This is a genomic window from Streptomyces sp. AM 4-1-1, assembly GCF_029167625.1.
Taxonomy (GTDB): Bacteria; Actinomycetota; Actinomycetes; order Streptomycetales; family Streptomycetaceae; genus Streptomyces.
This window is the reverse complement of the sequence record NZ_CP119146.1, coordinates 1-15638: the sequence shown is the minus strand read 5'-3', so window position 1 is coordinate 15638 and position 15638 is coordinate 1. Positions and strand designations below refer to the sequence as shown.

Annotated in this window: 10 protein-coding genes; 3 read left to right on the top strand and 7 right to left on the bottom strand. The window is 63.1% G+C overall.

The genetic code is table 11. The annotated features are described in order from the left end of the window. Positions 1-139: 139 nt before the first annotated feature. Positions 140-1105 carry a transcriptional regulator gene (locus tag PZB75_RS30660; RefSeq protein WP_275538947.1) on the top strand — a complete coding sequence of 322 codons (966 nt, stop codon included), beginning with the start codon at positions 140-142 and terminating at the stop codon, positions 1103-1105. Here PZB75_RS30660 and PZB75_RS30655 read toward each other — a convergent pair. The 4 genes from PZB75_RS30655 to PZB75_RS30640 form a co-directional block, all read right to left on the bottom strand. Further along, positions 1052-1384 carry a hypothetical protein gene (locus tag PZB75_RS30655; protein WP_275538946.1) on the bottom strand — a complete coding sequence of 111 codons (333 nt, stop codon included), beginning with the start codon at positions 1382-1384 and terminating at the stop codon, positions 1052-1054. The genes PZB75_RS30660 and PZB75_RS30655 overlap by 54 nt on opposite strands. A 106-nt stretch (positions 1385-1490) precedes the next feature. After that, positions 1491-1766 carry a hypothetical protein gene (locus tag PZB75_RS30650; RefSeq protein ID WP_275538945.1) on the bottom strand — a complete coding sequence of 92 codons (276 nt, stop codon included), beginning with the start codon at positions 1764-1766 and terminating at the stop codon, positions 1491-1493. A 525-nt stretch (positions 1767-2291) separates the two neighbouring features. After that, a complete protein-coding gene (locus PZB75_RS30645) occupies positions 2292-2642 on the bottom strand; it encodes a hypothetical protein (RefSeq protein ID WP_275538944.1) in 351 nt (116 codons plus the stop codon). A 5-nt stretch (positions 2643-2647) separates the two neighbouring features. Further along, complete coding sequence (locus PZB75_RS30640) at positions 2648-2968, bottom strand: hypothetical protein (protein ID WP_275538943.1); 321 nt, start codon at positions 2966-2968, stop codon at positions 2648-2650. Between the two features lie 2147 nt (positions 2969-5115). On the opposite strand from PZB75_RS30640, the gene PZB75_RS30635 reads away from it, so the two are divergent. Beyond that, positions 5116-5310 carry a hypothetical protein gene (locus PZB75_RS30635; protein WP_275538942.1) on the top strand — a complete coding sequence of 65 codons (195 nt, stop codon included), beginning with the start codon at positions 5116-5118 and terminating at the stop codon, positions 5308-5310. A gap of 4399 nt (positions 5311-9709) precedes the next feature. Here the strand turns inward: PZB75_RS30635 and PZB75_RS30630 are convergent. Beyond that, on the bottom strand, positions 9710-9889 hold the full coding sequence (locus PZB75_RS30630; RefSeq protein ID WP_275538941.1) for a hypothetical protein: 180 nt from the start codon (positions 9887-9889) through the stop codon (positions 9710-9712). Then, the gene (locus PZB75_RS30625) at positions 9886-10164 is read right to left on the bottom strand and encodes a hypothetical protein (protein WP_275538940.1); all 279 of its coding nucleotides are present in this window, start codon (positions 10162-10164) and stop codon (positions 9886-9888) included. Before PZB75_RS30625 ends, PZB75_RS30630 begins: the two co-directional genes overlap by 4 nt. Positions 10165-11154: 990 nt before the next feature. On the opposite strand from PZB75_RS30625, the gene PZB75_RS30620 reads away from it, so the two are divergent. After that, on the top strand, positions 11155-12621 hold the full coding sequence (locus PZB75_RS30620) for a serine/threonine-protein kinase (protein ID WP_275533184.1): 1467 nt from the start codon (positions 11155-11157) through the stop codon (positions 12619-12621). A gap of 61 nt (positions 12622-12682) precedes the next feature. Here PZB75_RS30620 and PZB75_RS30615 read toward each other — a convergent pair whose 3' ends face one another. After that, a complete protein-coding gene (locus tag PZB75_RS30615) occupies positions 12683-15067 on the bottom strand; it encodes a DEAD/DEAH box helicase (protein WP_275533183.1) in 2385 nt (794 codons plus the stop codon). Positions 15068-15638: the final 571 nt, after the last annotated feature.

The window sequence follows — 15638 nt, the reverse complement described above, 5'->3', positions numbered from 1 at the left end:
CACCCCCGTCCCCGGCGCGTCAGAGCAGAGAGGGGCGCGCGGCGCCAGCAGGTGTGCGCCCTGCCCGAGGCCCGGCCGGGCCCGTACCGTCGCAAGGCCGGGCGAAACCCCCGGGACGGCGGTCAGTGAGGACGGTGGCGTGGTGGAGCGCAGGACGGTACTGAGCGCCGGGCTCTACGCGGCGGCGCTGTGGACGGTTGGCACGACCCAGGCGCTGGCCGGCGGACGCGGCCAGCGCCTGGCGGAGACGGATCTACCAGTCGCACACAGGTTGTTCGCCGCCGGCAGGTATGACCGGCTGCACCAGACGCTTCCCGGCCTGATGGCCCGCGCGAGCGAGAGCGAGCGAACAGGCCCGGCCGGCGCCAGCCGGGCAGCGGGGGTATGGGTACTCGTCTCTCAGCTAGCGGTCAAGGAAGGCGAGGTAGATACGGCGGCCGCCTTCGCAGCCCGGGCCGGGACGGCGGCCCGCCGCTCGGGCCGCCCGCTACTCCTCGCGGCTGCCGCGCGCGCGGCAGCGACGCCGCTGCGCCGTACGGGCCGCGCGGACAGGGCCCTACAGATGCTCCAGGAAGCACACGATGAGCTGGACGCCGACCCCCGGCCATCCGAGGGCGTTCTGGACGCGGTCGGCATGGTGGCCCTGACCGCCGCGTACACCGCCGCCCAGGCCCGCATACCCTCCGCCGCCGAGCAGTTCGCGTCCCTGGCCGAACAGACCGCGGCCCGCCTCCTCAACGACCGCAGGAGGGCACCGGCAGGCGGGGACCTGTCGCTGGCGCAGTGCACGCTGTACCGGGTCGGGATCCACCAGAAGCTCGGCGACATCGACCGCGCCCTGGCGTACGCCGCGAACCTCGAGCCGGCCGTGCTGCCTACGCCTGAGCGCCGAGCCCGCGCGGCGACCGACACCGCCCGCGCCCTGCTGGCCGCCAACGACGTGCCGACCGCGTTCGTCCAACTACAACTCGTAGAGCGGGCCGCACCGCTGGAAGCCCGCCGCCCTTCGGTGCGCGCACTGACGGCCGAAGTCGCCGCGCGCCGGCCGGACCTACCGGGCCTCACCGACTTCGCCCGTCGCACCGCCCTCCGCCTCGCCCTCTGACCGCCCCGCCGGCCGGACCCCCACTGCGCTCTCCTCGTACAGCTTGATCAGGGTCGAGCAGACCGTGCAGTCTGTTGCCAGGAAATCCTCCAGCTCCGAATGGACGCGGCAGTTGCCAGCTGCGTCGACCGGCCAACCGTGACGGTGCTCCAGCCAGTCGTTGTAATAGATGCCAGTCAGCCCGAGGAACTCGTACTGCTCAGTCGGCTGCGTTTCCCACTGCCTGCGCAGCCTGTCCATGAATTCCTGACGGCTCACTGTGCTGTTGTCCTGGGACACAAATTCTCCTCAAACTTGATTGCGGACACCACGTCCGCATGGAGCCGGGTCCGACTTCTGTAGACCCGGCTCGGGTGGTGACTCAGCGTGGGTGTGCTCGATGGCGTCAGCCCAGGTAGTAGGTGTGTGTCGGGCGAAAGGTCGGGTAGAGCAACTCGAAGCCGCCCGGACCTCGGGGGTCGTCGAAGGCGAGCAGCGCCGGATCGTCCAAGGTGCAGCAGCCACACTTCGGATCCATCCACGTGAGGGTGACGTGGGGGAACTCGGCCGACATCTCCCGGATGGCTTCCTCCCACGCTGTCTTATCCTCGTCTCGCCAGTCGTGCTGGGCCCCGTCCATATAGATCCGGTCCAGGCGCTCGGCCCATTCGTCGAATGTCATTCCTGCGGCCTCTCGGTCCTTGTGGTGCTCTGAGTAGCCCGATCCGGCCCCAGCTAGAAGGGGTGCGGGGGCCGTTGTCAGGCCCGATGGGCCAGACCTTTGCCTTGCTTGTGTGGGCGGTGGTTGGTGGTGCTCCTGACGGGATTCGAACCCGTGCCAAGTAGGTGAGTTTGGACAACGCGCTTCCCTGCCGGGGGTTGAGGTTCCCCACCCCTGGAGCTTTTGGCTGACCAGGGCCCGGTCCCGGTGCATCCGCAACCTCTCACCATGACGCCGTTCCGTTTTACGGCCGCTCTGTCCATTCCTGAGCTACAGGAGCGTGTCCAGCCAGTCGGCCCGGCCCCGGGCCGCGGTGGAGGGAGTTGGCTGAGGCGGGCCCGTGGTGGGCGGGGGCGGCCCTCCGGGAGTGGAAGGGGCACCCTGCCCGTGCTCGGGTTTCAGGTGGCTTGTAGCCGTTCGGCTTCTCGGTCAGTTCCGCCTTCTTGAGCTGGAACGCCGTGATCAAACCCACCGGACCCGCTGACTTCAGGCGGTCATGTGCAACCGCTCGTCCCAGCAGCATGAGCCCACCCACCCTGCACCGTGCCGGCGCGCGGTGGACAGCAGAACCTCGTGCTGACACATCTTGCAAGTCTCCAGGTCAACGTCGATGCCGTGCTCATCGAGCACTGCGGCGATCTGCGCGTCGGTGGGGTACGTGTCGAACGACTCGTCTGTCAGCACCTCATCGCCGTTGCAGCGCAACAGGTCGAACGACCGGCTGGTGATGCCGTTCCAGACCGACTCGACGACGCGGAACCGCTCCCCAGCGACCGCGAACTCGTCATGGTCGATCTCGCGGACGACGACGGTGCCAGGCCTTGAAGAATTTCCCATGGTCGTCAGCCCCTACGCGGAAGGAAATCGTGGGCTTCGATGGCGGCTTTGGCCCCGAGGTAGTCCTGGAAGGTGCGGTGGACGAAGTCGATGGTGTCCGCCGTGGGCTGGCGCAGGAGCCCGCTGCGGCCGACCAGGTGTGTTAGAACCTGGTCGCGGGTGCCCTGTTCGGCCACGGCCTGCATGGCTGGCAGCGCGTCGCCGATCAGGGCCAGCGCAGTGGCTCGTTCCATCTCGGTCTGGCGGTTGCGGATGAGCCAGTAAGCCAGACGGTGCAGCAGCTGGACGCCCTGGGTGTTCTGTGAGTTGGATGCCTTCCTGGCCACTGATGTCAGTGCCTGAGGTCACAAGTGCCTGAGCAGCAGCAGACAGCCCTGCCTCCTACACCTCCATGGGTTTATGAGACACTTTACCGTGGCAGCATCCCGGTGAAGAAAGCAAATCAAGGGAAACATCAAGGGTGGGCTGGACAGCTGCTTCAGACTGCGAAGCCATGCACACACCAGCACCTGGAAAAATGTCCTTGAGATCATGGTGCCAAGCCTGCCTGGTCCCGGTCCTTGAACTGTGCTGGCCATGGGGTATGCCACCTCAGAACGAAGACTCCTATGGCCACTGCAGACACGTGGGCCGCACTGACAGTTCGGTGAAGGGCGACGAGGCCAGCCAGCCTCAAAGGATAGTAGATGGAAATGGGCAGACTCTGATGACGTGTATCCTTGTAGGCCGTCTGAAGCTGCTTCTGAGCCAGTCTCATGCAAGGCACAATAATGCACTTGAGGAACTTCTGCTGATGCTGTCTGACCAGGACGAGTGTCTTCCCTCTGTCAAGGTCATCATCATTCCAGCCCTCAGCTAAAAAATTTTCCAAGGGTTAAAAAACCGCAGGCAGGAAATCGTGGGCTTGGGGAAGTTGGCGACAGGTTCACCAGCGTCCATGGTGGCAGGTCTACATGGTTTTTTTCCTGCCAGTCCAAGCTAGTTCCTCCTTCAGAACATTATTTGCCAATGGGACAGCTAACAGGCGCTAAAGCAGTGTTGTAAGTCCCGTGCCACTGCTAGTCCCCAAAGAAGACCTCAAAGAAAGAAGGTCAAACCAGGCACCCAACGCCTCACGACGACGGACTGGCTGCTGGCCTCGCTGTCCTTGCTTTTTCGCCAGTTCCTCCAAAGGCTCCAAAAGTTGTGTCCCTGGCCCAAGGTCGCTGCGTCCAGGGGCCACTTCGCCTGTTCCTGGGCTGACTGGGATCCAGCCCCACGACCTGCTGCTGAACAAGGCCTGTCTTATACTTAACAAAGGAACCTTACCCTAAACTGTTGTTGTGCAGCTTCAGCTGCAAGTGGCTCCAACCAGCTGCGGATAGTTCCAGTTTGCCTGCGGCAGGAATGGGGAGAAGGGGCAACATGTGGCACAGCAGAGGCTCCAGCATCTGTAACCTAAACGCCCTGGCTGAGGCCACCAGCGAGCCTTTGGAAGGCAACGTCTGACTGATCAGTGCTCCATTGACCCGTTGTCCGCGTCCGGCCTTGGTCCTCAGCTGCAACTGACCCATCTGCAAACCATGATCAACTCTGAGGGCATGCAGCTTCATCATGAGTTCATTCAACGTATCCTCAACCACTGGACCCCAGGTCCCACTTCTCCAACCCTCAGGAAGACCCACCACTGTCATCTTTGCTCACCTTGAACCCCATCGAACACCGAACCCTAGAAATAACTCTGAAGCCACCAAGTCAAGAGTCCTGGGAAGAAGCCTTGCAACACTTCCATCCAGCCCACCTGATGGCTCCTGCTCCTGCTGCTCTGCAGTCGCCGTGACCTTCTGCACCCTTGTAGGAGCAGTGCTCTGCAAGCCGGTCTGCACTGAGGGAGCCACCCACGCTTTCGTTCCTGCTCTTGGGTGCCCTGGCTTTTGCAGGCAGCGGAACCCTCTCCCTGGCACCTGCTGACCTTTCTCCCTGCAGCATCCAGGAAGACGGATGCTGTGGTGCACCTCGGCACATTGCACATGCATTGTGCCAGGCATGACGATGGACCTGGACGCTAGGGACGGGAAGGTCTTAGCCAGTTTCCTTGGGTCTACACCAAGCAGGAAGCCAGTCTTGAGATTGAAGGAAGTCAGTTCACCCCCCAAGACAATCCCTGAACTTAAAGAGAAGGGTCTGATCCCAGCCTTCATCATGGGCAGTGTCACGTTGCCAAAGCACATCCAGCGGGTCCAACTGGGCCAGCTGCAAAATGTAGTGGCTGTCCCCAGTGCCTGCCTGGCTAATCTGTCCTGTGTCCCCCACACATGGTCATCAGCTGCCATGCAACCCACCCCAGGCCACCAGCCCTGCCCAAGATAGGGACGGACCCTGTCACCGTCCAATCATAAAACGAAGGGAGTCTGTGGGGGGCCACGGACGGCTGGGGACCCTTCAGGTATCCCATTGATGTGGAGGAGAGGAACGCTGGGGGAGCGACGTCCCTGTGTATGACCTCAAGGACCCCATGCTCAGTGGGAAGCATCAGCTGACGGGCAGGTCAAAGGAAAGGTACATAGCCGCGAAGGAAGCTGTAGGCCAGTTCATCAATTGTCAGCTCCAGAATGAGGCCCAGGTTGCGACTAAAGAAAGTGAGATCGTTGGCGATCCTGAAACCATTGTAGTGAGGAAAACAGAATGATGCCCGTCTTTGTCTCTGCCACGGGAACCTTGGTCCTGCTTTAGGGCTGCGATGGTCTGGCTCCAAGGTCCCGGGAGGCTGGCGCAGGGAGCTACAGCTACACGTGGCACCAGCTACGGCCGGTTCCCAGGGATGGACCCATGGATGCTGAAAGGTGCTGGACGATCCTAATGAAGACTACGCTGATCCAGGGGCGTCTGACGACCCGTCCTGGGTCCTGGCGTCTACCCGCAGGCTTCAGCTCTTTAGAGGTCCTTCCGCCACTGACCCCGCCTGACAACGTTGAATAGCCATGCTCAGGCGCCACGGCCTCCTGTGGCCTTGGCCCAGGTCTTGAGGACGATCCCAGCACTGATCATATTACAGCACCAGTCAAGAAGTGGCTGCAATTGTCTTGCAGGAGAATCCCAGCACGCCCCATGGTTATCGTCTAACAGTCAGTCATGGGACCAGTCACCTTCCAGGAACCGATTGAGAATCCCCCCAAAGAGCCGCGAAAAACCGGCTACCTATAACAGTTGTCCACTTTATCATCTCAAGTTGTCAGTCGTAACTGAGAGGACCTACTCAGCCGCGCTACCCGAATCGAGTCCCACGTCACAAGCGACCAAGGCGACGGTGCGCCCCATGGTCGAGGCCTGGAAGATCCACAGCTGTACCCGCCCTGTCCTCGAGGACGAACCCAACCACGATCGACACCAGCGTGCGCAGGACCACCATTGGGACGGAAGCCACAGAAAACCACCGCACGGTAACTACGCCCAAAGAACCCATGCAAGTCTTCAAGTCAACGAGGACAACGATCCGCTACCACCGGGAGAGCTACTGGTGGTTCAACAAACATAAGAGCAAGTCACCGTCAAACCCTAACGTTGAATGCCTGAGCACGCACCTAAGGGGTCGGGATTTCATCCGCGGCTACGCCGACCAAGCTCCACGGGACACCTTGGGAAGCTTGATCAACCTGCCCGGCATCCCCAAGGGGAGCTAGACCGGCTCACGAAAACGACCGGAGATTGATCCAGTATCTACGATAAGATCAGCGCTACTCAGCTGACTGAGGCAACCGTGAAGATCCCACCCCAGGACCTGGGAACTGGCTTTGCTGAGTGTCATTTGGGTGGCCGGCTCTTGTCAAGCAGGGCTCCAGAAGGTTATCCATCTTGACAGCCCTGTCCCTGCATTCCCAAACTGGATGGCACTGATGCGATCAAGCAGGATCCTCTTTGGCATGGCCTCTATCATGCCATATGTGTAGTGGAACTCCCAGTCATCTTGGACATGGCACCAAGAAAGGCCAGGCCAGGACACCCCCCCAACCTTGAACTGCCCTCACGCCCAAATCACTGCCAATGTGTTCATCACCAAAAGCTAACCCATGCTCTACACCTTGAGACCTCAAAGTGGTCTCCACCAAGGCCGCGGTCTCAGCCCAGGTGTAGACGCTGCCCAGGCCCTTGCGGGTTCTCCTAGCCTCCATTGGCCAGACGTTCATGGTGCCTTGCAGGGCAGGCACTCAGTTCATGGGCCAACCTGCTTATTCTTTGTTTGTATCCTGTCCTGGGTCCTTAAAAAGGACCTTGGGTGACTAAAAAGCTCGCGGCCTGGCGGCGGAAAAACATACGGGTGTCAGCAGGTCATCAGGTGTACCGCTTGGTCTGCGTCAACGTCCAGCTTGTGCACAGCCCGACCGGACGATCTCGTCGTCCGCGAACTGGAGCCAAACATGCCTGGGCGGGTCACTGACGATCTGGATGGTGTTTGTCACCTTAGACGTCCGCTTCCCTGCTCTTATCCTGGAACGCTGCCGGTCAGCTCCAGACCCCAGACGCTGAACTGTCTGGGCATCACCGTGCCCGGAAGCTCGAGCGTGTGGGCGGCCCGCCAGTTGCCGTGCTGTCACCTCGTCTCCTTGAGCCCACTGAGTTCGTCCACGACCGTGATGGGGGAAAGCAGCCGGACGCTGGTGGCCGGAAGGAAGCCTGAGGATGCAGCGAGGTCTGATGCCCTCGAGCTTTTCACGGTTGTGGCAGTAGCAGCTGGAGTCGGTCGGCCACGAAGACCTCTTGGCCGAACCAGTGGCGCAACCAGTCGTCCAAGGCTCTGTACGGCGGCGCTGAGATCGGCGACGCGCTCAGCGAGCTCGAGGTTCACTAGGCCGTTCACGAGGGCGCTCTTGGTCGCTCCCAGCCGAGGTGCCATAGCTGGCTGAGGAGCACCTCGTACCGCCGGGTCAGGATCCGACGTCTGATGTCCCCGTCGCTTATCTAGTGCCGCAGGGTGCCCGAGGAGTCCGTAGCCCACTCTGGGTACTGCGAGACGCCGGTGGTAGGTACTGGTGCTGTGCGCACTGCGGAGGTTGTCAGCTACGAGGTGAGCGCTGCTGATCGCGTCACGGATGTTCTGGGAGTGAGCGCTGGGCCTCAAGGATAATGAGCATGCTCACGATCCTGCTCAGCAATGGCCGGTTGGGGTTCACCTGGTCTCCCAAGGCCAATGGCTGATGATCAGGGTTCCTGTCGCTCTGTCTGAGGCCCGAAGGATCGTCCTATCACTAGGAGGTGGTCTTCTACCGATTCTTGGCCGACCGCCAGCTCCGGGAGTTACGTCCCGAAGTCGACCACTCCACCCTGAAGCAGGGAGTCGACCATGGCACAGAACCGTGCCCGCCGTATCACCGACCGGACGAGGGCCGCCAAGCCTCTGCAGCCTCGAAGTGGAGTGTCGTGCACGGTCTGCTCGAGATGGGGCCCAGGTCCACGACAAGGCCACGAAGGCGGGTTCCAGGAACGCTCAGGACTACCCAGGAGGCCGAGGCCGCCTACCACTACGCGCGGGGGGGGGGGGGGGGGGGGGGCATCATTGCCGGTCACGAGGAACAAACTGTGGAGGTACTGCTTCGTGCCGGCCAGGCGCCCTGGGCGCGCCTGATCTACTGCCGTTCTGCACCAGCTTGTCGGTGCCCGCAGCCACACTGGGCGGATGGTAATGCCGGACCGGCGAGGAGTGATCGCCGGTCCGACCCACACGGATGTTCTCAGGTGCTATTACCTATGGTGTGTGAGGGTGCTGCCTGCACCAGGGCGGCATGCGCCAGGGTCCAGGAGGACTTGTATTCGGCTTGGCCTTCACAGGTTGGCACGCCTCGCGACGCAGCTTCGCCCGCTACTCGTACCCCACCACCCTCGCCGCCCTCGATCGACGGCGGACCAGGACGACGCGGCGAGACAGTGATACACCCCACTACCGAGAGTTCCTACGACCCTCACGGCCAGGTCTACGCTGGCCTCCCTCTGGACCGCGCACCGTACGAAGCGCTCGTCACCGCCGTCCTCGCGTGGAGGTACTCGAACACTCCCCATGCGACTACAGCGAACGAGATCGTGCTCCAACTGACCGGCCACGACAGCGGCTCTCACCGGCCGGACGTCCGACGCCACGCCGCCGCCCTGCCCAAGAGCGACGGCCACGGCAGCCCTCACCGAAGTCGTCCTCCGCGAAGCCGACCGCCGCCTCTCCACCCTGATCGGAACAAACGGCCCGCAGTGCCCAGAACCGCGCCCGCCTTAAAGGGGCTCCTCTACGCGCTGCTGACCGCCTCTTCTAGCCCTGTCCCGGCCGCCACATGACCCGACGGCCCGATGGGTCTGGCACCCCTTGAGAACGTTGCGTCCACGCCCTGGAGACTCAAAGCAGCTACGCCCTGCGTCTTCTTCCACGTAGGGGCGACTGAGGGTCTAGTCCAACGCACGCAGCAAGGCGTGGGCGAGGAAGATTGCCGGCAGAACGAACTCCGGACGGTAGGCGTCAAGGCGAAGCCTGGTCTGCTCCAGGTGGCGGTTGAGGCGTCTGGTGGCACCAGGCCCGCGGCGTTCCGCATGCCCACGAGCACCAGGTAGTGCTTGAACTGCCGCAGAGTGAGATCCGCCCCAATCGTCCGCGTCGCCCAGGGGGCACTGCCGGATGGTAACGTGGTGTCCAGCCTTCGGCGGGTAAGGCCTGGCCGCCGCCCTCTGTCGGGGCCGGGGGAGCTCGGTCGTGGTGTCGTTCCGGAGGTAGGTCACCTGAGGGAAGGAACGCCGGGTCCAGGCGTTGCCGTGCTTCTTCATCATGGTCTCGAGCACATTGCCTGCCAGGGCTAGAAGACCCTCATCGAAGCTTCCGGCCCAGCAAGGTGCGGGTGGCAGTGCTCCAGATGCCGACTAGTGCCGGTCAGCTCTCAGGATGGGTGACGCTCTGGAGGCTGGCGTGGACGTCAACGAGAACGTCGTCGCGAGCGTTCGCCCAGGAGGGCATAACGCTCTTGGCCTCCTTGAGGGGGAACAGGGCTCTGACGATCTCGGCCTGGGGTGCCCAAGGGAGGGATGAGTCAATCGTCCTGACCTATCTCCATACTGTTCTACAGGTCTCCAGCTTCCAGGGCTTTGAGACTGGCAGGCAGGAAAAGGGCTGGCATGTCGCTGCGGAGTTGGTCCAGCAGCGTGCGGTGAAGGGACACGCCGTGCAAGATGTCATTGATGGCGCTGGGCTTGTTGTAGATGTTCCTCAGACTGCTCTGCAGTGCCAGCAATGGCTTCATTGATCTTTTGTGTAGCGGCGCTGGGTGGTCGGTGCAGCCTGAATGGCCGTTTTGGACGGTCCCATGATATTTTTGATGATCTGGCGGGTGGAGTCTATCTCTTTGATGTGGCATTGGGTTATATCTAACATCTCGTCCTGCCAGGCTGAGATCTGCCTGACTGACTCCATGAAGCTGGACAGGTCGTAGCTGGTGCCACGGCCCTGGTGAGGCTCTGCCTCGTGGCCTACTTCTTCACTGCCTTCATCTTTGTCTGGGGCGTCCTTGCCATTCATGCCTCTTTGATCTTGAATCTGCCATGGGTGAGTACTCAGATTTGCCATGTAGCCGTGCTCAGTGCTAGGAGCCTTATGTGGTTATAACTCATGCCTGCTTTGTGGTGGGATATCCACATTGGTGAAGGACCGCGAATGCACGGAGCCTGTCCCTGGCCACGACGGGGAAGCCAGCAGAGGCTGCCCAAGGTCCCAGGGGCGAGAAGGCAAGACCAGGGCGATGCCGCTTCTCTTTGACCTTCTGCACTGCAATGGAGGGCATTTTTCCTCTGGGGTTCCATGGCGCTGCCAACTGGGGCAAAGCTCGGCGTTGCTGGTGGACACCTCAGCCCCACAAGTCGGCGATCCCCTGTGCCTGTACTGCCATCCCTTGAGGAGATCCACGCCTGACGTGTGGTATTGCCTTGCATAGCATTTGGTGTTTTGATTTTTGCCATGCTCTGCTGAAGGGGGCAAAACTCTGGCCTCCAGCGAAGGGCTGAAGGTTTTGCTTGATCATGCTTTGGGAGGCCACCACAAATGGCGAACATGCCCCTGATGTTGCCTTTGTTTGCTTCGCCTTTGGATACGCCTGACTTTGGCTGACCACATGTTTGTGGGTCTTATCTGGATCACCTTGCTCAGCCCTGCCGTTCGTTCCCACGTGCTCACCTGCTGAGGTGGACCTGTGTGGGACTGATAACTGGAGGTCATCCAGTTTTGTGAGTTATGGCAAGGCAATGGAGGTGAGCAAGGGGAAAATCATTAACTCCGATCTCATTGTCGGAGCTGGCACTCAGCAGCTCCCTGCTGCCCTACGACCTCAAAAAAGACAGCATGCTGAGGTTCTAGTGGGCGGGGACGGCCTCATCGAAATGCTCCAGACCGTCATGCAGCCGGCAGGGGCACGCCCTCCTCAGCATGCCCGCTTGAGTGAACGCGGATCGGGTGTCGGAGTGCTCCGGCATGATGATTCAGACAGAGCGGTCGAAGATGGCGAGGCGCGTGCTCATGAGATTGAAACTGGCCCGTGAATGGGTCGTTGGCGAGCCCATCGGGGAGCGAGGCGGCTTCGGCGCCGTCTACGCAGCGCAGGATGTCAACGGCTTGCCCGCCGCAGTGAAGATGGTCCCGAAGCGGCCTGGCGCAGAACGGGAAATGCTGTTCACCGAACTCGATGGCGTACGCAACATCGTGCCGATCCTTGACAACGGTGAGCACGAAGACCACTGGGTACTCGTCATGCCCCGGGCGGAGAAGTCCCTGCGGGCACACCTGCAGCAGCACGGGCCTCTCGCCCTGGCCGAGGCCGTGCGCGTGCTTACGGACATCGCCGAGACCCTGACCGACCTTGACGGCCAGGTCGTCCACCGCGACCTCAAGCCTGAGAACGTCCTGCTTCTCAACGGCCGCTGGTGCCTGGCCGACTTCGGCATCGCCCGCTACGCCGAAGCGACCACTGCCCAGCAGACCTATAAGTTCGCCGGCACCCTTGCCTACATGGCCCCGGAGCGCTGGAAGAACCTACGGGCCACGAGCGCCAGCGACATCTACGCCTTGGGCGTCCTCGCCTACGAGCTCCTGGAGGGCATCACGCCCTTCACCGGGCCGTACGAGCACGACTACCAGGACCAGCACCTCCACGGCACTCCACCGCCGCTCACCACCGCACCCGCCCTGCTGGCTGCGCTGATCACCGAATGCCTTTTCCGCGCTCCCCAGGGCCGCCCCGCGGCTGGCAACGTACTAGAGCGACTGAGCCGCATCCCCACTGCATCTCTGGCAGGCGGGCTGGCCGCACTGGCAGAGGCGAACCGGGCCGAAGCCGCACGCCGCTCCGAAGCCGACCGCCAGGCGTCAGCAGAAGCCACCGAAGCCGAGCGGCGCCGGGACCTCCTGGACGCCGCCCGCACATCACTCAGCCTAATCTCCGACCAGCTCCTGACAATGATCACGAACATCGTCTCCACGGCCGAGGTGCGCAGGGCCCCGGCAGGCTGGACGCTCCGCGTGGCCGAAGCCGATCTGACCTTCAGCAGCGCCCAGGAGACCAACCCCAGTGCCTGGCACGGTAAATCGATGGCGCCGTTCGACGTGATCGCCCACGCGACCATCAGACTCACGATCCCGCAAAACCGGCTGGGCTATGGGGGGCGGAGCCACTCCCTCTGGTACGCGGACGCCCAGGCGGCCGAGCGTTACCAGTGGTTCGAGACGGCCTTCATGCACATGCCGCTGCGCAACGTGACGTCGAAGATCGACCCGTTCTCCCTCAATCCCAACCATGAGGCTCGCGCGGCGGTCGGCCCGAGCATGGCCATGCACCAGGTGGCCTGGCCCTTCACGCCCCTCTCGGTCGGGGATCTGGACGAGTTCATCGACCGGTGGACCAGTTGGCTCGCCAAGGCGGCCAGCGGGGAGCTGGGACACCCCCGCCGTATGCCTGAGCGGGAGCCGCAAGGGTCGTGGAGGAAGTGACGAGCTGAGTACCCAGGAGCCCGCCCCACTCGCTGAGGGCGGGCTCCTGAGGTTCTCGTGGCTAGGCAGCCCAGTCGAGTCCGAGGTCGGCCAGCGCGGCGAGCTTGTCGGCGGTCAGCTTGGCCCGGCGGCTCTTGCTGTTGCTGAGGAACACTCCGAGCTTGACCTCCGACCCATCCGGCAACGTCTCTACGTGGGCCCTGGGGACCTTCACAGAGCCTTCCCGGGCCTTGTACTGCTCCAGGGCCGCTACGCCCTTCTCGAAGGCGCTCATGGCCGCCTTGGGGGCCTTAGTGGGCTTCGTCTGCTCCGGGGGCAGCGGCACGATGCCGACCGCTTCCAGGAGGTCGCGCTGCCCGTCTATCAGTCCCTCCCAGACCGTGTGCTGACGCTGCTTCGCCAGCCACTTGCCCACGTCCATGCCGTGGACGGTGAAGCCGGGCAAGACCTCGGAGCGGTCGTCCTCGTCCGTCAGCAGCTCCCGCAGCGCGGCGTAGTGCCGCTGCCACTCCGGCGGCCACGCGGGATTCCAGTGCGTGTCCACGGCCTCCAGCGCGGTCTTCCACTCAGGGTGGCCCTCCAGCGCACCGGGGCGCCGCAGATTGCTCAGCCACTGCCCTACCGGCCTGTCCAGAGCAGCGGCGGACCTCGGAGCGCAGAGGGTCCAATGGTCCGCGTAGTACGCCTTGGCGGCCTCAAGGTTCTCCTGGAACCGCTCATCGGCCGGGTTCCAGACCATGCCCAGCTTCTCCAGCCGCTGCGCGCGCCTGCCGGTCATCTGCCCCGCCCCGTAGGCCCTTCGCTGTTCTGCGACAAAGGTCCCCAGGGGAAACGCGCCCTCTTTGTACCCATAGGGAACTCGGGCGTGAAGCTCACGCTCCGTGAACGTCTTGAGCGCCGACCAGCCGCGCGCCCAGTCCTGGCGCTCGGTGTCGATGACGTTGAAGGAAATCCAGTCCGCGACCATCACCGGGTCACGCGGAGCCGCAAAACGCAGCAAGAGACGGGATTCGTCCTCACCTTCCTCGGGCGGCGAACCGATGTACTCGGACGGCTGCACGACGTCCTTCTGAGGCTCCTGCGGAATCGCAAGCAATTCGATTGCCTCTTCGTCGTGAGCGCGCAGACCCTCCAATACCTTCACCAAAGGCCGATACGATCCGGAGGTGAACATGTCTTCCGGCTCCTCTCCGGGCTGGAGGAATACCGGCACGATCAAAGAGGCGACTTTCCCTTGTCCGGGCTTTTGACGCAGCGCCCGGCCGATCGCCTGGACGATGTCGTGCGGAGCGCCCTTGGGGTCCAGGAAGGCCACCGAGTCCACAGCCCGGATGTCGACGCCCTCACCCAGCACCCGGCAGTTGCACAGGACAGCCCGCAGCGCCGTGGACCCGAACTCGCCCAGAACCCCCCGCCGACGCTCGGGGACGTGCTCACCGCACAGCCAGTCCGCCCAGATGCGCGCCGGGTACTTCTCGGGCCGGTCAGCGTGCAGCCGCTTGGCGACACGCTCCAGGCCCTCCGCGAACGCCTGCGCCTCTATCGTCCGATGGTGGAAGGTGATGCACGTCTGGAGGTGGTGCTCCGCCATCGTGTGCAGCAACGCCGCCTGCAGCGCCCCCAGGCGCTCACCGCGCACCCTCTCGCTGTGCCGCTCCTCGCTCATCAGCCGCTCCGGGGTGACGACCGGGTCCTGGAGCTCCAGGACGATGATCTGGTACCGCGCAAGCAGCTTCCGCGACACGGCCGATGCCAGCGAGAGCTTGTAGAGGACCGGCCCGAAGACCTTCTCGTCGTCCATGGAGGCCGCCATCTCGCGCGGCAGCGGGTCACGCACCCCCTCCGCGACCTCACGGTTCGGCCGCTCCTCCCAGATCCGCGGCGTGGCCGTCAGATACAGCCGCCGGTAGGAGGGGATGACGTCCTGGTCGTGGACGTCGGCCCAGGCCTTGCCCATCGAGCCACTTGTCCTGTGGGCCTCATCGACCACCGTCAGGTCCATCGGGGCCAGCTGCTGCCCGTAGGCACCCTCGAACGCCTTCGCCAGGACACCCAGGGACGCGTAGGTGGCGTAGACGGTCACAGGCCCCGTGCTGTGCCACAGCGCCAGCTGCACGGGGTTCGTGGTGGAGCGCACCTTGAGGTTCCACAGCTCCGGGTCATCGGTGAGGCTGCACACCGCAACCGCCGGCCCCGTGTGCCCAGCCTCATGCCATTCACGGACCGTCTGAGTCAGAAGGTCCAGCGTCGGCACCAGGACCAGAATGCGCCCCTTGGGCACAATCCGCTTTGCCGACACCGCGGCAATGGTGGTCTTTCCCGTCCCGCACGCGGCATGCACCTGTCCGCGCAGGCCATTGACAGGAATGCCATCCAGTGGAACATCGAGACCGCGCACAATGTTCGCAACAGCCTCGATCTGGTGAGGAAACAGTTTCCTAGCCATTCCCGTGGTCTCCTTTTCGCGGAATGCCGCGCGCAATAAGAATGGAAGGTCCCGGGCGCAATGGTTGGTCCGGGGTTGTGGTGTGTAGACCCAAACACTACACAGGCGTGGTCCGTGATGCATCACCCGCACGCCAACTTTCACCCCCAGGGTGATACATGACCGAATCTCGACCCGATGCGGCCGGTTGTCCTGTATGCTGATGGGGCATTGATGAGCGTCACCGGGCGGGTCTGAGAGTGAGGGAGGGGTCAGGGTGGAGCGCAGCGAAACCCGTCACTGCAGCAAGGCCGGCACCCGTACAACCCGACGGCCCGTCACATCCGTTGCAGGGGTGGTGGCCAGGAACCCCAAGCCCTACACAGGCCCGAGCGTGATGCACCTCCCCTTGCTGCCAGCCCAGGCGACCGCGCTTGCGCGGATGCCCGCAATGAGCGCTTGCGCGAATTGCATTCCCTCCCGGAATTCCGTTCACGGAATTCCATTCCCGCGTTTACGCGGGAATATGAATTGCGCTTGCGCAATTCATTCACTATGACCCGGCTTGCCGGGTCATATCCCGCTCCGCGGG

Bases quoted from the DNA above. Each gene is read 5' to 3' on its own strand.
- PZB75_RS30620 (WP_275533184.1), top strand. From the start codon at position 11,155: ATGAGATTGAAACTGGCCCGTGAATGGGTCGTTGGCGAGCCCATCGGG.
- PZB75_RS30625 (WP_275538940.1), bottom strand. From the start codon at position 10,164: ATGAATGGCAAGGACGCCCCAGACAAAGATGAAGGCAGTGAAGAAGTA.
- PZB75_RS30615 (WP_275533183.1), bottom strand. From the start codon at position 15,067: ATGGCTAGGAAACTGTTTCCTCACCAGATCGAGGCTGTTGCGAACATT.
- PZB75_RS30645 (WP_275538944.1), bottom strand. From the start codon at position 2,642: ATGGGAAATTCTTCAAGGCCTGGCACCGTCGTCGTCCGCGAGATCGAC.
- PZB75_RS30650 (WP_275538945.1), bottom strand. From the start codon at position 1,766: ATGACATTCGACGAATGGGCCGAGCGCCTGGACCGGATCTATATGGAC.
- PZB75_RS30630 (WP_275538941.1), bottom strand. From the start codon at position 9,889: ATGAAGCCATTGCTGGCACTGCAGAGCAGTCTGAGGAACATCTACAAC.